Raw genomic sequence first — 19,847 nt, 5'->3', positions numbered from 1 at the left:
TGGGGAGAGCGCCCACGGAAGCGGTCTCCCCAGCACCGACGTGGGCCGGCCGGGCAACCCGACCGACTGCACGCCACGGGAAGAGCCTGGGGCGAAGGCCGCTGTTGGATTACGGGACAGCCTTCAGAGCGCCTACCAGAAAACCTGGTCGTAGCCATATCCCCGTCCTGGCGGAGTCGGCAGTGCTGCGGGTGGCGCCCGGACCCGAGCTGTACGAGGCCGTACTGGCCGTACGCCGGGCGGACGCGGAGCTGTTCGCGACGTTCACCGAGGCGGACGTCATCAAGGCCGTCCGCCGGCGGTGTCGACTGGCTACTCCTCGGGCTCCCAGGCGATCAGATGCTCGAACACCTGCTGGTCGCCATCGATCTTCAGGTCGCTCAGCGTGAGGCGGCCCCAGACGAAGAGGAGCAGTTGCTCGGCCGTGCCCGTGGCCGAAGCGGAGGCGGGCGCGGCGTCGTCCGTGAGGGGTGCGGGCCAGGCGCCGGTGCCGTCCAACGCGAGGAGCCAGGAGCGGCCCTCGGTGGCGTGGTAGTGGATGGTGGCGGCCTCGTGCGGCCAGGCCGCCGGGGTGGAGTTGCAGGTGTCCAGGAACTCGGCCACGCCGTCGATCGCGACGTCCGCGGGCATCGGCTGTACGGCGCCTGCGGCGAGCTGGGCGTCGTAGGTGTGCACCAGCACCTCGTGCACCCGGCGCCGGGCAACGCCCCAGGCATTCGCCGGCGACACGCCGGCGGCCCACCACACCCAGCACGCTTGCTCCGGGCCGGCCTCGCGCAGCGCACTCAGCAGCAGCTCGTTCGACTCGGCGTACCAGGCCAGCAGCGCCTCGAGCTCGCGTGGCGCCTCCGCGGCATCCTTGGCCGGCGGACCCTCGGCCGGGCCCGCGGCGACGATCGCGGCCCACCAGCGCTGGCCCGTACCCAGGTGCTGCACCAGATCGAACAACGTCCACCCGGGGCAGGACGGCACCGGCACGTCAAGGCTGGGCGCGGCGGCAACCGCACTCCGGAACGCGGCCGACCGCTCGTCGATCAGTTGCAGCAGGGCGGAAAACTCAAGACTCTCTGTCACATCGCTTACCTATCATCCCAGCTCAGCCGACCGCACCCCATTTTCCAGGCCGTCGGCTGCGGGAGTTGGACCACCTAAAAGCGGTGCCGCGTCGGACGGCCCGACCGGACCCTCGACCGCGCGCCGACCGTGCCGACCAGCAGGCCGGTGACGGCAGGGTACGGCAGGGTACGGCCTCCTCCGAGCCCGGCCTGCCGACGCTCTGGCAGGACCGGGCCGGATCCGCGAACGGCCGGCTCAACACAGCCGGTTCAGTCCACGGGTGGGCGAGGCGCGCGCTCGATGCCTTCGCTCGGCGGTGTCCCGGGCTACCCGTGCCGGTGGCTCAAGCCGGCAGTTTCCAGTTCTGGGCGGCTGATCCGTTGCAGGTGTAGAGCTGGAGCTGAGTGCCGTTCGTGGTCGTGGCGTTGGGGTCGTCCAGGCACAGCTTGGACTGGGGGTTGACGAGCGATCCGTTGGCGCCCGCGGTCCACTGCTGGGCGCCGCTCCCGTTGCACGTCCAGAGCTGGATCAATGTGCCGTTGGTGGTTCCGCTGTGGTCGGCGTCCAGGCACTTGCCGAGGGACCGGATCGTTCCGTCGCCGGCGACGATCCAGTCCTGGGCGTAGGTGGAGTTGCAGCCCCAGATCTGGACGTGGGTGCCGTCTCCGGTGGCGGAACTCGCGTCGTCCACGCACAGGTTCGAGGCCACCGCCGAGGTGATGGTCCCGATGCGCGGGGAAGCCGGGGCCGTGGTGTCACCGGCGTAGGAGGGCGGGGCCGCGGACGCCGCCGTCGCCCAGGAGGTGTTGGCGGCGGTGCCGAGGGTGTAGCTCAGTGTGCCGCCCGCCGTGACAGCGGTGGTCGGGGCGTAGGCGTTGTTCCAGGTGGCCCCGTTCCAGGTGGCGGACTGCACGTACGGGGCGTTGTCGGCGGCGCCGTTGCCGTTGATCGTCAGTGTCCCGCCCGACGGGAGTGTCACCACTGCCTGCGTGAACAGGGGTGAGCCCAGGGCGAGGTCGGCGGTACCCGGGGTTTCGGGGTACATGCCGAGCGCGGACCACACGTACCAGGCGCTCATCGCGCCGAGATCGTCGTTGCCGTCGGCCAGGCCGCCGGGGGTGTTGGCCCAGATCTGGTCCTGGATCGCCCGGACGGTGCCCTGGGTCTTGTAGGGCTGCCCGGTGTAGTCGTACTCCCAAGGCAGTTCGATGCTGGGCTCGTTGCCGACCCACGCGTAGCCCTTGTCGCCGGTGTAGCTGCGCAGCACGGTGTCCAGGTAGTGATTCATGGCCGTGTTGCCGCCCTTGGCGTGTGCCAGACCGCCGATGTCGAACGGGATCATCCCGGTGTAGATCCAGGAGTCGGCTTCGACCATGTCGGTGCCGCTGGTCGGGTCGAAGCCGCCCGTCCAGGAGCCACTGGCGTTACGCGGTTCGACGAAGCCGGAGGCGGGGTTGAGTACGTTGCGCCAGCCCTGGGCGCGGTTGGCGTACGTCTTCTGGTTGCCGGTGTCGCCAAGTGCCCCGGCCATGGCGGAGATTGCGAAGTCGGCCGTGTTGTACTCCAGCGTGGTGGCGACCGGTCCGTAGAAGTTGCAGCAGCCGTAGCTGCCGTCGTGCGGCATGTACCCGGGCGAGTTCAGGTAGTTGACGCCCGGCCGGTCGTTGTTGGTGGTGCTCGCCTGTTTGATCATGTCGGCCAGGGCCGTCGTGGTGTCGAAGTCCCTGGCGCCGAAGGCGTAGTAGTCGGCGAGGATGGCGTCGGCCGGGTCGCCCACCATGACGTAGGACTCGCCGTTGTTCTCAGACCACTTGGGGAAGATTCCGGTCTGGGTGTAGTCGTCGACCATCGACTGGGCGGTGTCCGAGGCCGCCTGGGGTGCGATCAGGCCTTCGAGTTGGGCCTGCGAGCGGTAGATGTCCCAGCCGGAGTAGTTGGCGTACACCGCCTTGTGACCGGTGTCCACGGTGTGCGTCTTACCGTCGAAACCGTAGTACTGGCCGTTGGTGTCGCTGATCACGTTCGGGTGCAGCAGCGAGTGGTAGAGCGCGGTGTAGAAGCTCTGTTGCTGTGCGGCCGTCCCGCCGGCGATCTGTATTTTGCCCAGTGCGCTGTTCCAGGCGTTCTGCGCGGCGGTGCGGGTCGCGTCGAAGTCCCAGCCGGTGTTCTCCCCGGCCCGGTTGGCCGTCGCGTTGGCGATCGAGACGTAGGAGATGCCGACCTTGGCCTGCACCACCGGGTTGGCGGTGGTGTTGAAGGTGACGTAGCCGTTCGAGGCGGCGGCGTCCGGGGAGGCACTCCCCTTGGCCGCCTTCGGGGCGGCCGCGGTGGGGGTCTTGCCGTGGAGGACCGGCTTGTTGGGCTTCTCGGCGGCATTCTTGGACGCGGTGCCGGGCTTCGAGGGGGTGACGGCCGAAGTCTTCGCGATCGAGGCGCCCTGCGAGGTGAACGGCTGGTCGAAGACCATGTCGAAGTACACGCTGTACGTGTTCCCCGCACCGCAGAAGCGGCCGCTGGTGACCTGGCCGCTCACCTCGGTGTTCGAGACTTTGGTGAACTGCGTCGAGGTGGCGCCGTTCTGGCTTCCGGTGAGTTTGAAGATCAGGTTGGCCTGGCTGCTCGACGGAAAGGTGAACCGCGCCATACCGCTGCGGGTCGTGGTGGTCAGCTCGGTGGTCACCTGGTTGTTGAGGGCGACCTTGTACGAGCCGGCGGTCGCGGATTCGTTGGCGTGCGAGAACGCGTCCGTGGCACCGGTGTTCACCGTGCCGACCGTGGGCAGCACCGGTATGTCGCCGGCCGCACCGCAGCCGGGTCCGGCGATGTGCGTGAGGCTGAAGCCGGTGATGGAGGAGTCGTTGTACTCGTAGCCTCCGCCGTCGGGCCGCGACGGCGTGTCCGGGCTCCACTGCACCATGCCGAACGGCACGTCGGCCCCGGGGAAGTCGTCAGCCTGGTTCGACGTCCCGATGAACGGGTTGACCACCGTGGCCGGCGACGAGACCAGCGCGGCCTTGTCCGCTGCCCACGCCGGTGACCACAGTCCGGCCGCTGCCAGTGCCGCAGCCGCGAGTAAGCCGATGGCGGCCGTTCCGGGGGGTCTCGGCAGTCGTGTCATCACGGGGTTTCTCCTCTACTCGGGGGCGGGAGGCGGAGATTGACAACGTTGTCCTCGTTCGAGAGCGCGAGACTTGCTCACCTGCTGTCGGCCGGTCGAGATTGACAACGTTGTCGTATCGCCGGATCGGGGTACCGGGCGATGCGACGTATTGAAGGGACCCCGGGGCCGCGAGCGCCTGGGGGCACAGACGAGAACTCTTCGTGAAGCTAGCTACAAGGCAGGGGCATGTCAACGAATCGCGCAAGCGCCGGGTTTCGAGCCCATCAGGGCCTCGCGTCGAGCCGCGGGCCCTGGCCGGCGCACCGGGGCCGGTGGAATGAGAACCCGTCGGCCCGCCCGGCGCAGCCGACGACGGCGGGCTCAGCCTGTGCTTGGGCACGGGCCAAGCGGCAGGACTCGGCGCCGGTCCGGATGACGGCGCCGCTGAGGTCGGCCGGTCGGCGACGGTCGCGCGGAGCCGACGGACGGTGAACGTCCTTGTGTGACCGGAGAAGAACTCGTTGGACGCGGTCTCTGCGCCGGTCCGCTCCTTGAGGTCAATTGACGTGCGCTCGCGCACCCGACGCACGCTGGAGCGTTGGGTGCGGGCGTGATGCGGCCGTGTGCTTCCGTACGGTCGCCACGCCCCCGCCGGGACCTTGTGGTGCGGGTCGGCGCCCCTCGACGATGAGCGCGGGCAGCCCGCTCCGGCCGGGAGCCCACGTGTCCCCGGGCGGATCGCGCCGAGGGGCGGATGCCGGACGTGCAGGCCGATTTGGACGTGGTGCTCCTCTCCGGGCGAACCCGGTAGGGCACTTCTCGGGGAGGGCCGATGGACGCAATGGATCCGCTCACCTTCGACCGTCGCGTGGCGGTGGTCACCGGTGCCGGGCGCGGGCTGGGCCGGGAGTACGCGATGCTCCTGGCGACGCGGGGCGCGAACGTAGTGGTCAATGACGTGGGTACCGGGATCGACGGTCGTGGTTCGTCCGCGTCGCCCGCGCATGCGGTGGCCGAGGAGATCCAGGCGATGGGCGGGGAGGCCGTCGCGGACCTTCACGACGTCTCCACCACGGCCGGTGCGCAGGCAGTCGTGGCCACCGCCGTCCAGCGGTGGGGTCGGCTGGACATCGTGGTCAACAACGCGGGGATCTCGATCCTGCGTCCGCTCACGGACCTCAGCGATGACGAGTGCCGCCGGGTGCTGGACACGCACGTGGGCGGGACGTTGAACATGCTGCGAGCTGCCTGGCCGCACATGGTCGCCGCAGGTTACGGACGCATCGTGAACACCTGCTCGGACGCGCTGTTCGGCGACACCGGACTCAGTGTCTACGCCGCGGGCAAGGGCGCCGTCCTGGGGCTGACGAAGTCGCTGGCGGCCGAGGGCGCCGGGCACGGGATCAAGGTCAACGCGGTGGTCCCCATCGCCGGCACCCGGATGTCCCTGGAGGCGGTCCAGGGCGACGACTTGATGACCGGCCTCCTCACGTCCTTGTTCCCCGCCCGGCATGTCGCTTCCGTGGTGGCGTTCTTGGCCCACGAGAGCGTGCCCTGCACCGGGGAACTGCTCCACGCGGCCGGCCGCCGGATCGGGCGGATCTTCCTGGGAGCCACGGACGGCATCCTTTTCAAGGAGGACCCGACTCCGGAAGCGATCAGCGAGCACTTTCTCCAGGTCGGCAATGCCGAGTCCTTCCGTACGCCGGAGACCGTCAGTGCGTCCATGGCCTTCTCGCTCGGCCGGCTGGGCACCGGCGACACGGCCCCGCTGGCCCTCGACCTGACCACACCGACTGCGCAGGCCTGAGGCGGGACGGCGATCACCGCAAGGCGCACTCCCTCCCACCGTTCACCTCAGGTCCCGCGACCTCGCCTCTCGGACACCGAATCAGGGATCACGCAACAGGCCCACCCTCCTCCGATGCCAAGGGAACCCGTGCCACAGGACATCGACTTCGACCTCCCCGCCCCCACTGGGATCAGCCCCGACCTCGACGGCGCACGCCGACGCAACCTCGACTGGGTCGACGGCCTGGGTCTTGTCGGCGACGGCCCGTCGCTGGCCTGGTACACCTCCTGGGACATGCCGCGGCTGGCCGCGCTGGGATTCCCCTACGCGCGAGGGGCTGCCCTGGAACTGTGCGCGGACGCGATGGCGTTGTTCTTCGTCTTCGACGACCAGTTCGACGGCTCGCTGGGCCAGGCCCCCGCCCGGGCCGCGGCCGTCTGCCAGCAGCTGATCGACATCGTCCACGGCGCCCTCCCCGGCCCCAACGCGGACCCCTGCTCACGGGCGTTCGCCGACGTCTGGGCGCGCAGCACCGACGGAGCGCATCCGGGCTGGATCACACGGACCGCACACGAATGGGAGTACTACTTCGCGTCCCAGGCCCACGAGGCGATAGGCCGACTCCGCGGGACCCCCGCGGACATGGAGACGTACCTCCAGGTCCGACGCGGCATCGCCGGTACCGACCTGCCACTCTCCCTCGGCGAGAGGGCGGCCGGCATCACCGTCCCCGCGTCCGCGTTCCACAGCCCGCAGTTGCGGATCATGAGGCAGACGGCCATCGACGTCACCTTCATGTGCAACGACGTCTACTCGTTGGAGAAGGAGGAAGCGCGCGGCGACATGGACAACCTCGTCCTGGTCATCGAACACAGCCGGCGCTGCACGCGCGCCGAGGCCGTCGCCGACGCCCGCCGGGAAGTCCGACGACGCGTCGAGCGGTTTCAGGAACTCGCCCTCCAACTCCCCTTACTGTGCGCTCAGTTGCAGCTGAGCGGTCGAGCGGCGGCGGCCGTGGAGACGTACGTCGAGATCATGGGCGCGTGGATGAGCGGCTATCACGCCTGGCAGACCCGGACCGACCGCTACACGAGCGCCCTCCATGTCCTCCCCCGCACCGGGCCCGGCTACTTCGAGCGGATAATCGGCGCGTGACGACACCGCGCACGTGAACGCGGCTCCGGTCAGATGAAGTCCGGCAGGAACCGATTCACCGCCCGTGCCCGTCGAGAACGGTCATCGGTTTGCGTCGGCGCTTCAACTCCGCCCGCAGATCGGTGAGATACCGGGTGAACGCGTCCGCCGCCCCCAACACTGTGCGGATGTGACGGCCGAGATCGAACCGGACTCGCCAACCGGGTTCCACGCGGCGCTCGTTGCCATACCTTGGGCGTATGGCGCTGCATCACCACAGTGACCGTCCGTGGCGCGTGAGGGTGGACGACGAGCATGGTTCGCCCTGTGGCGCCGGAGTACTGCTCGACGACCGGCATGTCCTCACCTGCGCGCACGTGGTCCGGTTCGCCGGAGCCGCGCCCGGGGGCACCACGTCTCAGGTGCGGATCACCAGTGTGGCGTGCCGCCCGGAGTGGACCCGCACCGCGCACGTCGCCATGAGCACGTGGGTGCACGACCACAGCACCCAGCGCGGCGACGTGGCACTGCTCGAACTCGACGAACCGACCGACTGCGGCACCCGGACCAGGCTGTGGAAGGCTCCCATCTCCGGCGGCACGGTCCAGGTCTACGGCTTTCCCCACGACGAGCCGTTCGGCATGGGGGCGGACGCGCGGCTGGCGGGATCGGGGCACCGCCGCGGCGAGTGGGGCCTTCTGAAGCGGTTGCGCGAGGGCGACCCGTGGATCGAGCCGGGCTACTCGGGTGCCGGGGCGATGGCGGTGGGCGGCGAGTTCGACGGTCACGTCATCGGCATCGTGGTGGCCGACTACGTCAACGGCGACGCGAAGGCGGCCTGGATGCTGCCGACCGAGACGATACTGACGTATCTGCCCGGGATCGAGGAGTTCACCGGTGGTAGCCGCAACAACGAACTGGGCCCATTGCACGGCGAGTTGCCCGGCAACGTGCTGGGCGACCCGCTCCGCCTCGCGCTCACGCAGGAGCTCACCCGGCTGCTCGACAGCGACTGGTCCGGCACCGTCGTCGTCGGCACCGGCGGTACGACCGCCGTGGGCGACTCCTGGCTCGTCCGTCTGGTGCGAACGGCCGATCCGGCGGCCCGGGCCGGCGTCAGCGACGCCGAACTCACCGGTGCCCCCGGGGACACCGTCCTCGGGCTCGGTACCTTCGACGCCGCCTACGACGCGCACGGCAAGTCGGTCGCCGACGTCAGCGGCTACCTCACGGACCGTTTCGGGCTGTCCGGCGGGGACCCCCAGGACGTACGCCGACAGCTCCTGCGCCGCGAGCCGGCCGCCTGTCTGGTGGTGGGCGGCGTCGACCGGGCCCAGGACCCGGAGGCCCTCTTGCGGGAACTGCTGGGGCAGTTGGCCGCCCGCGCCCGGTCGCGCGGCGTCCGCCTCGTCCTCGGCTTCGAGGGCGTGCCACCGGCAGGCCTCGCCTACGACGTCTCCCTCGACCCCGAACCGCTGCGCGGCGACGCCGTCCGGGTCGTGACCGCAGCCGAGGTCGACACGGTCGTGGGCCGCCTCACGGCACAGGAGGACACCTCGTCCGCGTTGCAACAGGAGTGGGGCGTACGGTTCTTCGCCGCGCCCCGGCTACCGCCCCGCGCCGCGCCCCGGCTACGGGTCCGGCTGGCCGTCGCCCGGGCAACGGAACCCGGCCACGAGCTCACCGCGATCCACGACCGGGCCGACGAGGCCCGCGCGGCCCTGGTCCTCTTCGACCATGATCTGCGCCGGATGATCACAGCTCACGAGGACCTCACCGCCGCGCTGGAACTGCACCGGGTCCGGGCCGCCCGTCACTTCGGCGCCGAGGACCGGCAGCTCGCCGAGCGATACGGCCCCGCCGTCCGCGCGCTGCGGATCGAGCCGATCGACCTCCACATCGCCCGTACCCGGGTCAAGCGCTACATCGACGAGGTCAACCGACGGTTCGAGGAGAGGTGAGGTGACCGATGGGCACGAACCGTCCGATGTGCAACCGCTCCGACTGCGGGCGCGGCACGATCGACGAACAGGGCTTCTGCGACGTGTGCGACCGGCAGCCGCTTCCGCGGGACGCCACGGTGTCGGTGCCCCGCGCCCCGGAAGCCGAACGGCCGGCGCGGGGCGGCGCGAGCATCGGCGTGGCGCAGGTACGCCCGGACCCCTGGTACGGCCTCGGCCTGGTCGACGCCGATCAGGCCCCGCGGGCCCCGGACACTCCGCTGGGCTCGTCGGACCCGGTCGCCGAGGCGCACCGCTTCTGTCCCAACCCCTCTTGCAGGCAGCCGGTCGGCCGCGGCCACGACACCGATCCGGGCCGGACCGCCGGCTTCTGCCCGCACTGCGGCACCCGTTTCGACTTCGCCCAGCCCGACGGTCTCACCATCGCCGATCGCTACGACGTCGTGCGCGTCCTCGGCTCGGGGGCGTTCGGCGCCGCCTACCTGGCCCACGACCGCAATCTCGCGACCGACGTCGTCCTCAAGGCCCTGCACAAGTCCGTCGCCAGGACCGCCCTGCACGAACGGGACGTCCTGGTCGAGCTCCGGCACGAGAGCATCGTCCGCATCCTCGGCTACGAGCCCGAAGGGCCCCACCTCGTCCTCGAATACGTGCCGGGCGAGCCGCTCTCGGCCCGCGACGACGATCGTCTCGAAACCCTCCTCGCGCACGGCGTCCGCGTCCTCCAGGCGCTCGACTATCTGCATGCCCGGGGTCTGCTGCACTGCGACGTCAAGCCTCTGAACATCATCCGCTTCCGGGAAGAGGGCCCGGCGGGCGCGCTCGACCGGGTGCGGCTCATCGACTTCGGCGCGGTGCGCAGCCACACGACGGACACCGGGCCGGTCGTGGCGTACACGAAGGCGTACGCGCCCCCGAAGACCGATCCGGAGCATCTGCACCCCACCCCCGGCTTCGACCTCTACGGACTGGGCATGACCCTGCGTGAGGTGTGCCGAGCCCGTTGGACGGACCGTTCCGCACCGGGCGTCGACTCGCTCCATCTGCTGCTGGACCGTGCCACGGACCCCGAGCGGCCGTGGTGCCGATTCGTGTCGGCCCGGCAGTTCGCGGAGCAGCTCAGCGGAGTCATCCGGCAGGTCGTGGCGGCCCCGCCGACGCGTCGCCAGGTGGCCCGTCCCTCGGCCCTGTTCGGCTCGGTGCCCGAACCGCTGCACGGCGGGCTCGGCGCGGCCCGGCCCCTTGCCCACTGGGTCGAGGCGCAGGCACAGGAGAACGGGCCGCTGAAGCTGACCGCGCCGTTCTCCACGCCGGACCCCGGCGACGTCGCGGCCGCCCTTCCGGCGCCCCTGTCCGATCCCGACGACCCGGGCGTCACGGGCTCGTCCGGCGGCGCGCTGGCCGAGAGCCGGCTCGCCCTGCGCAGAAGGGACGCCGTGTCGGCGGCACGACGGCTCGCGGCGGCCGGCCTGCCCGAACGGCACTGGCTGCCCGACTGGTACCGCGGCCTGATCGCACTGGCCGAAGGGCGTCCGGAGCGCGCAGCCGTCGTGCTCACCGAGGTACGCGGGGCCCTTCCTGGTGAGCTGATACCGCAACTCGCCCTCGGCCTGTGCGCCGAAATGCGCGGGGACCGCGTGGTCGCGCGGTCCCAGTACGGAACGGTCTTCGACACCACCCCCGCGCTCGGCGCGGCCGGTTTCGGCCTGGCCCGCGTCCTGCTGCTGGCCGGCGAACGCGCGAAGGCGGTGGACGTCGCCGAACAACTGGCCAAGGAGTTCCGCTACGAACGCGAGGCGCGCGTGGCGGCCGTGCGCCTGCTTGTCATGGTCCTCTCCGAGCCCGGCCACCCGGCGCCGACCGAGGACGACGTCTCCCGTGCGAGAGCGGCCCTGCCCGGCCTCGACGTGGACGAGGCGGCGACCGCCGCGCTGCGTGCCGAGATCCAGTACGCGGAGTTCCTGCACACCCACGACCGGCTGAAGCTGTCCGACGCGGTCCGCGCCCTCGGCCCGCACGCGCTGACCGAGCGCGAGTACGTCGCACTGGTGGACCTGGCGAACCGGCTGCGCCCGGAGCTGAGTTGGGGATGGCCGCGAAAGCGCGGCAGAACAGGTCGTACCCGTTTCGGAGGGACACGCGGCAGGCTAGGCTCCTGACACGTTCCGTCGAGGAAGCGAGCACGCTCCGTAGGAGAGAAGACGCAGCGACACGGACGGGTGATACCGGTGGGGGACAGGTCTCCGTTAGGGCTCGGCTTCACCCTGGAAGTGGACGCATCCTCGGATCTGCCCTACGACGGGCGACGCGCGGACGCCCTGATCACCGTCACGGCGCAGTCCGCCGAGGCCGCGGCCGAGCAGCGCGCCAACGCCGAAATCCTCATCATGGACCGCTCGTTGTCCATGTCCGGCTACAAACTGGACGAGGCCAAACGCGCGATGTGCGCGGCCATCGACACCCTGCGGGACGGCACTCTGCTCGGGGTCGTCGCCGGCAACCACCGGGCCGACGTCGTCTTCCCCGCGACGGGTGGGCTGGCCCGCGTCGACGCCCGGACCCGGGAGGACGCCAAGCGCCGGGTCGCCCGCCAGCTCTCGGAGGGCGGCACGGCGATCGGCCAGTGGCTGGCCTGCGCCCGTGACCTCTTCGCGGCGGTGGAATCCCCCGGCGCGGTGCACCACGCGGTGCTCTACACGGACGGCAAGAACGAGCACGAGACACCCGAACAACTCGGGGAGATCCTCACGACGTGCACCGACCGGTTCGTCTGCCACGCCAGGGGCTTGGGTGAAGACTGGCATTACGCCGAGCTTCTCCGCGTCACCGAGGCCCTGCACGGCACCGCCGAGGCCGTCGTGACCATCTCCGACCTCACGGAGGACTTCACCCGCCTGATGCGCGAGGCGCAGCAGATCGTCGTACCCCGGGTGTATCTGGGCCTGCGCCTCAACAACCGTTTCCAGCTCGCCTTCGTACGGCAGACCCGTCCCGTCGAGGCCGAGCTGGCGGCACGCCAGCAGCGTGACACCGAGACGCACATCCCACTGGGCTCCTGGCCGCCGGACAGCCGTCAGTACCAGATCTCCCTCCGCTTCGAGCCCGACACCCTGACCGTCGACGAGACGCTGCGCGCCGTCCGTGTCACCCTGCACGCCGAGTTCCCCGACGGAGCCCGTCGGCCCTGCTCCGAGAGCGCGGCCATGGTCGTGTGCCGCCGCTCGACACCGGGCTTCGCCGTCGCCCGCTCGCTGGACCTCACCCGCGTCGAGAACGAACGCGAACTCGGCATGGCCATGCGCGCCTGCGCGGACGCCCAACTGCGCGGAGATCTCGACCGCGCGGACCGCGAACTGCGCCTGGCGATCGGCCTCGCGGAGTCCATCCCTGACGCCGAGCGCCTTGAGTTGCTGCGCGAGGTCGCGGTCGAGGGCCCCGACGGTCGGCTCCGCGTGCGGCGGAACGTGTCCCGAGGCCAGATCCAGAGAATCGGCGTGACCTCGACCAGGACCACCGGAGGACCGGTCGACCCGCGCCACCCGCCGTCCCGCGAACCCGGGTTGCCGCGCGTGTGTCCAGGGTGCGGTACGACGTCGACGTCGGCCACGGCCAAGTTCTGCGAGGAGTGCGGGCGTCGGTTCGACGACGCGGGTGCGGCCGGTGGGCCATGGGACGCCTCGTGACCGGCGTGCGGCGGCGCGTACCCCATCCGATCGTGGTGCTGCGGTGGCTCAGGACGGGTGTGCTGGGCATGGTGGCGGTGATGGCGCTGCTGTGTCTGGTGGTGGCGAACCGGGCCGGAGAGGAGATCGCCGCCGCTCACCGCACGACGACGGCCATCCAGCACATCGGCGCGGCCTACGACGAAGCGGGGAAGGCGGACGACGCGCTCCGAGCCGTCTCCCGGACCGGGGCGATCGACCTGACCGGCACCGGCGATGACTTCGCCGACGCCGCCGCCCGCGTGACCTCCCACCTCACCTCGGCGACCGAGGGCAACGCGGCCGGAGAGCGGGGACTGAGCCATCTCCAGTTCGTTCAGGGCCAGTTGGCCATGTGCGTGCGCATGGCCAACCCAGCGGTGCTCGACGGGGAACCCGCATTGGCGATGGCGCGCGCCGCACTGGACGACGCGCCCGAGTACGACGGCAGGGACCCGGTCCCCTTCACCGGCGGCCTCAGACAATCGCTCAGGGATCTGCAGGAGTTGGAGGTCCAGGCCCGCCATGACCAGCTCAGGTCGGGGTGGCGCGACCCCCGTCTCCTCTGGCCCCTGTTCATGGGACCGGCGGCGGTCGTACTGCTGCTGATCGGTACGACTGGACACATGGTCGCCCGCCACTTCAGGCGGTACCCCGGCCCGGCACTGATCGGGGTCCCGCCGGCCACGGCGTCGATCGGAGTGGCCATGTGCACGACGGACCCGCTCACCCCGGCGATCGCGCTGCCCGTGCTCGCCACCGCCGGCGTGCTCGCGTACCTGGCCTATCGCCCCCGTCTCGCCGAGTACAGGTTCCCTCACTCATGAGAAGACTCACCGCACCACTCCCGCGCTGCGCTCTGGTCCTCGGTCTACTGCTGACGCCGGTCGGGTGCGCCGAACCGGAGAAGGACAAGGTGACGATCATGGTCCCCTGGTCCGGCACTGAGTTCAAGGCGTTCTACGCGGTCGTCAAGGACTTCGAGCGCGACCACGACATCGACATCGAACCGCAGGTCACCCGGGCCCTGACCCAGCAGCTCGACGCCGCGGTGGCCGCGGACGCGGAGCCCGACCTGGCGGTGCTGCCCAGTGTCGGAGCCATCGCCAAGTACCGTCAGGCAGGCGCCCTTTCGAAACTCGACGTCGACACGCACGCCTATGTGCAGCCCCTCCGAGGTCTCGGCATGAACGGAAAGGACGTCTACGCCGTCCCGGTCAAGGCCGACATCAAGAGTCTCGTCTGGTACGACGCCAGGCTGACCGCGCGGCCTCCCGGAAGCTGGAGCGCTCTGCGGGACCGGTCCGACCACTGGTGCCTGGGACTGGAGTCCGGCCCCACGTCCGGCTGGCCCGGCGCCGACTGGATAGCGGACATCCTGCTCGCCGACGAGGGCGTGGGCCCGTACACCGCCTGGGCCTCGGGCGAAGGGCGCTGGGACAAGGGGCCGGTCAAGGCCGCGTGGACCGAGTGGGGGGACCTCGTGGCAGGTGCTCGCAAGGGCGCGGCCACGTTCAACTTCCGCGCCGCCACGGAGAAGATGGCCAAGGCGGGGTGTTCCCTGAGCCACGGCGCCCTGTCCGCGATGGCTTTCGACTCGGCCCAGGTGAAGACGGACGGCTACACGTACGTACCGTCCTCCCGTGGAGCGCTTCAGGTCTCGGCGGACTTCGTCGGAAAGTTCACCGGGAACAGGAGCGCCGACGAGTTCATCAAGTACCTGGCGAGCCCGCGGGCCCAGCGGACCTGGGTCAACGAACCCGGCTTCGCGCTGTCCGCCGACAACAGGGTGACGGCGTACGACAACGCCACTCAGGGACGGATCGCCGCGATGCTCCGCTCCTCCCGCTACACCCTTTGCTTCAGCGCCGCCGACGCGATGGATCCCGACGTGTCCGCCGCCTTCTACCGGGCGGTCCTGAACTACACGGACGGCAAAGACCTCACCCCACTCCTGGTGGCCCTCACCAGGGTTCAGAGGGAACTCGGATACACCCATCCAGGATCCCCGCCACCACCCGGACCACTCTGCAGTCCCCCGAACCACCCCTGATCGTTCCAGGAGCCTCCATGCCGGACGCCATCCGGTTCACCCTCGACGACGGCAGCGTCGTCCTCGTGGCCCCGCCCGCCCGCACGGGCACCGGCGTCGTGGGCCTGGGAACCCGTCTGGAGAGCACGGGGAGCACCGTGCGCGCGGCCCCTGGCGCCGATCACCTCCGCGGCCTCCGAGGTGATCGGTCAGTTGGCGTGGAACCGCTCCCCACACGGAATCGCCCCGGACCGCGCGGCCCAACTCCCCTAGCGGCAAAGGCAGTCGTCCCGTCTGCCGGGCCGTCAGGTACGCGTGCGGGGCACCGTGGAACGGGTCCGGGCCTGCCGGAACTCACGCCCAGTTCTGCCGGGTGGAGACGGCGTTGGCATGTTCGCCGCACAGGCGCTGGAACTCGCCGCTCGGCAGCGTGGCACCGTAACGACGCAGGTCGGAGACCGGGACGGTGCGGGTCTTCCCGTACTCGGCCCAGCTCTGCCTTCCCTCGCTGTCCCAGGTGGACGGGCAGGCCAGCCGAGTGAAGCCCGGGCGGCCGTCCTTGTCCTTGCTGGTGACGTAGAACGCGAGGACGGCGTCGGGGCGGACGGACTCGATGATGATCGGCCGGTCCTTGCGCATCTCGGCGTCCTCCTCGTAGGCGACTTCCGCCCACCAGACCTCGCCTGCCCGGGCGTTCGCGTAGGGAGCCTGGTTCTTCCTGCGGCCGGAACGGACGAAGAACCAGACGCACACCGGGACGGCGACGATCGCGAGGAGAATCGCCATCGAGATCAACTGGCCGGTGGCCCAGAAGACCGGCGCCATGAGGAGTATCGCCAGAAGGTCTCGGGCGACCGGCTTGAGGGAGGCGGGAAGCTTCCCGCTGACGATTCGGGAGAGCCGCCACCAGACGAACGACGCGCCCGCGTAACCGAGCGTCAGAAGTATCCGGGTGGCCTGGTCCACTCCGTCGCCCACGACCAGGAAGCACACGAACGCCACCGTGAGGGGCCACACCAGGTGGATCGCCCAGGTGGTGGGTCGGGTCCCGCTCGACCCCCGCAGGTGGTCGCGGTACGGCTTGGGTATGTCCGGCATGAGGCTCCCGTCCTGTCGGCCGTTCCCCGTCGGGTCGTGCCGTATGGCCTTCTGAGTCGGTGCAGTTCCACGGTTCGCGGCGAGTTCCCGGCGGACCGCGGCTTCCTCGCAGGGGTCTCCCGGGCGACCCGCGGAGCGCACCGGCCGACAGCGCCTCCGCATGTGAAGGCGCCGTGATCAACCAGTGCAGTGATCTTCATATCCTCAAGTACGTGTATCCGGCAACCCTTCGCTTCACCCCCCGTGACCTGGGGCGAGCGTCGTCGACGGCGGAGACTCTTCGCCCGTCGGCACCGGCTCCGCGGCACGGCGCACACGATCACGCCAACGATCGTTTCCAGCCAGGAAACACCTGTTTCCATTCGAATGTCGCCCGCGTAGGGTTCGGTTACACAACGACCCGTCAAACCCTCGGGAGCACATCGGTGGAGCCTCTCCCCGGGACTCTTCGAAGCCTGAACGCGCTTATCGAAGAGCTGGAGCCGAACAGATCGCAACTCCTCGATCCCGATGCGCCGGTGGTCAGGGTTCTGGGGGTCTCCGAGCCCTGGGCGTGCCCGGTGAGCGAGGGCGAGCAGATGCCCGACGGATCGCTCCCGCGCCGACTCGCCAAGCCGTTCCGAGCGGAAGCGTCGACAGGGGAAGCTTTCTTCACGGCTGCCGGGCGCGGCGCCGTCCTGGCCGGCGTCTTTCCGTCGCTGCGGCCCGAGGGGGATCAGGGCTGATGAGAAAGCACGAAGTGCGCGAAATGAAAGAGCTCCTGACCGAGTTGGGCAAGGACGCGGCGAACGTGATCAGGAGCCGCCCCGCACCGGCGGAGGCGGTGATGCGGGCCTTTTGCGACGCCCTGGAGAAGCGCACCGGCAGACCGATCGACATGCTCTTTCGGGCTTTCCCGCCTGAACTGCACGTCTCGGGACTGCGGTTGGACCTGGGCGACCGCTCGATGATCGTCGTCGAGGAGAACACGACCGTCGAGTCGAAGCTCGTCATTCTGGGCCACGAGCTGTATCACGAGGCCAAAGGGGACTGCCACCACGCCACCGCCGGCATCCCGGCGGCAGCTCGCGCACTCACCGACGCGCCGGACGAATCCGCGATCCAACGTGCCGCCGAGCTGATCCTCGCGTCCAAGAACGTTCCCCTCGACGCTGTACGGGCCGTGTCGGCGCGTCTGTCCGCAGACGCCCACGAGACCAGCGCCGAATCCTTCGGGTTACTCTTCGGCGTCGCGGTTCGCACCTGGGTCGAGGGGCTGCCGTACGCCCAGAGCCCCACCACGGCAGCCACCGTCGAAGGCCGACTGAAACTGTCGCTCGGGAACAGGAGCGGGCTGCTGCAATGAGCCTTCGCCTTCCCTACATCGTCCCTACCGTCCTCCTCGCGACAGCCCTCGCCCTCAAAGCACCCACTTTCCTGCGGGCCTCCCGCGACCCGGACGTACGGGCCACTGTCGTGCTCCTGGCCTGCGGAACAGCTGTCTTCGTCGTCGTCACGCCGGACACGATCCTGTGGCTCAACAACGTCAGCGGCGTGGCGAACATCGCCGCTCCCATCGCGTACAGCCTGCTGACGCTGTTCTGCGCCATCCAGCTGACGATGATCATGCGGTGGCGGGAACCGCCCTCCGGCCGACGGCGGCGGCGCATGTTCACCGTCTCCTGGATCCACGCGGGGATCGTCGCCGCCCTCTGGACCACGTTCCTGATGGCCGACGTTCCCGTACCGCGCATCTACGACCTCGACACCTACTACGCGACCACGCCCTGGATGCAGGAACACATCCTCCTGTACCTGATCAACCATGCGGTATCGGTGGTGGTGGCCGCGTACTTGCTGTGGATCTGGTTCCCCCAGGTCACCGACCGGTGGCTGAAGACGGGTGTCGTCGTCCTCCAGGCCGGCTTCGCCCTGGGCCTCCTGTTCGACACGACCAAACTGATCGCCATCGTCGCTCGCTGGACGGGCCACGACCTCGACTTCCTCAGCACGCAGGTCGCGCCCCAGTTCGCGTTCGTCGAGGCCGTCCTGGTGGCTCTCGGGTTCATCGCCCCTCAGGCGGGACCGTTCGTGCAAGGGTGGGCCCGCAACAAGGCCGCCTACCGGAGACTGCGCCCCCTCTGGCGGATCCTGCGCGACACCAGAGCTTCCGCCGCGACCGCGTCCTTCGGCCTGTGGACTCCCCTCGAACTACGCCTCATGCAATGTCAGCAGCGCATCCACGACGCGCTTCGCGTCCTTGGTCCCTACTTCGACCACGGTCTGCACCAGCGGGCCTACACCACGGCGCTGGCCGAACTCGGCGCGGAGCGGGCCCACGGAGTCGCCGGAGCCCTCGCCCTCCAGGCCGCCGTCGACGCCTACGGCGACAAGGCACTCCATGACGCCCGCGATCAGCCTGCCCAGATCGGCGCCGGCGTGAGCGACCACCTCGACGCCATCGCGCGAGCGCTGTCCCGCCCCCACGTCCTCGACAGCATCCGCCAGCAGATATCTCCAGCAGAGAGCGCCCCGACCCATGCATGAGAGCACACCGGCCCGCCGACCGAGGGTCATTGTCATAGGCGCGAGCGCCGCCGGTCTGTTCGCCGCCGCGGCGTTCGCCCCGGCCGCCGACGTCACCGTCGTCGAGCGCGACACCCTCCCTGCCGGGCCCGAAGCACGCAAGGGTGTCCCGCAGGCACATCACGCCCATCTGCTGTGGGGTGGCGGGGTGTTGGCCTGCGAGGAGTTGTTGCCCGGCCTGTTGGACGAGGCCGTCGAGCAGGGCGCGCGCCTGGTCGGCGTCATGGGTGACATGGTCAGCATGGCCCCGAACGCGGTGTGGTTCCGCCGGTTCAGGACACCGCACCGCGTTCTTGTCTGCTCCCTCCCGCTGCTGCACCACGTCCTGCGCACCCACGTGCTGCGCGCCGGCGCCATAACGCTGCGGGAGGGTGTCACCGTCAAGAGCCTGAAGGGAACCGCCGCCGCTGTCACGGGTGTTGTGCTCGACACCGACGGAACGGAGGAGAGCCTGGACGCCGATCTGGTGGTCGACGCCTCCGGCCGAGGCACCCGGGTGACGACGTGGCTGGCGCGTCTGGGCCTGCCGGGTGTCGAGGAGCGCGTGGTCGACGCCGGTGTGACCTACGCGTCCCGCTACTACAGGGCGCTTGGCACCAGTGCGGAGACCGGCTTCCCCCTGGTCAACGTGCAGGCCAATCCGGAGCGTCCGCCCGGGCGCGGCGGGATCATCGTTCCGGTCGAGGGCGGTCGATGGCTGGTCACCCTGAGCGGGACCCGCGGCGGAGAGCCCACGTCCGATCCCGACGACTTCCTGGAGTTCGCGCACCGCCTCGGTGACCCGGTCATCGGAGACCTGCTGAAGGGCGCCGAGCCGCTGGGACCGGTCCGCATCTCGCACAGCACGGCCAACCGGCGACGCTACTTCGAGAAACTGCCCGACTGGCCGGAGGGGCTTGTCGTCGTCGGTGACGCCGTCGGGAGTTTCAACCCCGTCTACGGCCACGGGATGGCCGTCGCGGCGAAATGCGCGCGGGAGATCATCGCCGTCCTGAAGTCCGCCGGTGTCCGCACGCCCGGCATCGCCCGGCGCCTGCAGCGTGCGGTGGCGCAGCCCGTCGGCGACGCGTGGGACCTGGCGATCGGGCAGGACGCCAGGTATCCAGGAGCCTCCGATACCGAGCTCAACGCCGTCGAACGTCTCCTGGCCCGCTACGTCGACCTCTGTGTGAGAACGGGTGCCCGCAACCCCCGCGCCCTGCACGCTCTTCTGGACGTCATGAGCCTCGAAAAGCGCCCGACCCGGCTGTTCTCCCTGGACATGCTCTGGCCGATGCTCTTCGGCAGGAAGCTGCCGTTCCAGCCGACGGCCCCACTCACCAGCGCCGAACTGGACTCCACCCTGCGCTGACGGCAGCCTGCTTGAGGGGGCGCGTGGTCTCGGGATGACCGACTCCCGCGGGTCCAG

14 protein-coding genes are annotated in these 19,847 nt (G+C 70.1%); 11 read left to right on the top strand and 3 right to left on the bottom strand.

What is annotated here, in order from left to right; genetic code table 11:
• Positions 1-312: 312 nt before the first annotated feature.
• Positions 313-1,074, bottom strand: a complete 762-nt coding sequence (locus OHT01_RS38725; RefSeq protein ID WP_328557794.1) for a maleylpyruvate isomerase family mycothiol-dependent enzyme — start codon at positions 1,072-1,074, stop codon at positions 313-315.
• Between the two features lie 325 nt (positions 1,075-1,399).
• The gene (locus tag OHT01_RS38720; protein ID WP_328557793.1) at positions 1,400-4,174 is read right to left on the bottom strand and encodes a lectin; all 2,775 of its coding nucleotides are present in this window, start codon (positions 4,172-4,174) and stop codon (positions 1,400-1,402) included.
• Between the two features lie 814 nt (positions 4,175-4,988).
• Here OHT01_RS38720 and OHT01_RS38715 point away from each other — a divergent pair.
• From OHT01_RS38715 to OHT01_RS38685, 7 genes are all read left to right on the top strand, one after another.
• Positions 4,989-5,966: an SDR family NAD(P)-dependent oxidoreductase gene (locus tag OHT01_RS38715; RefSeq protein WP_328557792.1), complete on the top strand. Its 978-nt coding sequence runs from the start codon at positions 4,989-4,991 to the stop codon at positions 5,964-5,966.
• Between the two features lie 114 nt (positions 5,967-6,080).
• Positions 6,081-7,103, top strand: a complete 1,023-nt coding sequence (locus OHT01_RS38710; RefSeq protein WP_328557791.1) for a terpene synthase family protein — start codon at positions 6,081-6,083, stop codon at positions 7,101-7,103.
• A gap of 239 nt (positions 7,104-7,342) precedes the next feature.
• Positions 7,343-9,043 carry a trypsin-like peptidase domain-containing protein gene (locus tag OHT01_RS38705; protein WP_328557790.1) on the top strand — a complete coding sequence of 567 codons (1,701 nt, stop codon included), beginning with the start codon at positions 7,343-7,345 and terminating at the stop codon, positions 9,041-9,043.
• A gap of 8 nt (positions 9,044-9,051) precedes the next feature.
• Positions 9,052-11,202 (top strand): tetratricopeptide repeat protein, encoded by a 2,151-nt coding sequence (locus OHT01_RS38700; RefSeq protein ID WP_328557789.1) that lies wholly within the window; start codon positions 9,052-9,054, stop codon positions 11,200-11,202.
• A gap of 111 nt (positions 11,203-11,313) precedes the next feature.
• A complete protein-coding gene (locus tag OHT01_RS38695) occupies positions 11,314-12,726 on the top strand; it encodes a vWA domain-containing protein (RefSeq protein WP_328557788.1) in 1,413 nt (470 codons plus the stop codon).
• Positions 12,711-13,571: a hypothetical protein gene (locus OHT01_RS38690; protein ID WP_328557787.1), complete on the top strand. Its 861-nt coding sequence runs from the start codon at positions 12,711-12,713 to the stop codon at positions 13,569-13,571. Before OHT01_RS38695 ends, OHT01_RS38690 begins: the two co-directional genes overlap by 16 nt.
• Positions 13,568-14,797 (top strand): ABC transporter substrate-binding protein, encoded by a 1,230-nt coding sequence (locus tag OHT01_RS38685; RefSeq protein ID WP_328557786.1) that lies wholly within the window; start codon positions 13,568-13,570, stop codon positions 14,795-14,797. The genes OHT01_RS38690 and OHT01_RS38685 overlap by 4 nt, the downstream gene beginning before the upstream one ends.
• Positions 14,798-15,130: 333 nt before the next feature.
• On the opposite strand, the gene OHT01_RS38680 is transcribed toward OHT01_RS38685, so the two are convergent.
• On the bottom strand, positions 15,131-15,874 hold the full coding sequence (locus tag OHT01_RS38680) for a type II toxin-antitoxin system PemK/MazF family toxin (protein ID WP_328557785.1): 744 nt from the start codon (positions 15,872-15,874) through the stop codon (positions 15,131-15,133).
• 173 nt (positions 15,875-16,047) lie between these two features.
• On the opposite strand from OHT01_RS38680, the gene OHT01_RS38675 reads away from it, so the two are divergent.
• From OHT01_RS38675 to OHT01_RS38660, 4 genes are read left to right on the top strand one after another with little or no spacing between them, the layout of a single operon-like run.
• The gene (locus tag OHT01_RS38675) at positions 16,048-16,599 is read left to right on the top strand and encodes a hypothetical protein (RefSeq protein WP_328557784.1); all 552 of its coding nucleotides are present in this window, start codon (positions 16,048-16,050) and stop codon (positions 16,597-16,599) included.
• Positions 16,599-17,219: a toxin gene (locus tag OHT01_RS38670; protein ID WP_328557783.1), complete on the top strand. Its 621-nt coding sequence runs from the start codon at positions 16,599-16,601 to the stop codon at positions 17,217-17,219. The genes OHT01_RS38675 and OHT01_RS38670 overlap by 1 nt, the downstream gene beginning before the upstream one ends.
• Positions 17,216-18,400, top strand: a complete 1,185-nt coding sequence (locus OHT01_RS38665) for an MAB_1171c family putative transporter (protein WP_328557782.1) — start codon at positions 17,216-17,218, stop codon at positions 18,398-18,400. The genes OHT01_RS38670 and OHT01_RS38665 overlap by 4 nt, the downstream gene beginning before the upstream one ends.
• Entirely contained in the window at positions 18,393-19,790 is a 1,398-nt protein-coding gene (locus OHT01_RS38660) for an NAD(P)/FAD-dependent oxidoreductase (protein WP_328557781.1), read from the top strand. Before OHT01_RS38665 ends, OHT01_RS38660 begins: the two co-directional genes overlap by 8 nt.
• Positions 19,791-19,847: the final 57 nt, after the last annotated feature.

Source organism: Streptomyces sp. NBC_00358, from assembly GCF_036099295.1.
Taxonomy (GTDB): domain Bacteria; phylum Actinomycetota; class Actinomycetes; order Streptomycetales; family Streptomycetaceae; genus Streptomyces.
Note: the sequence above shows the minus strand (reverse complement) of the source record. Positions and strands in the feature narration are given on the sequence as shown.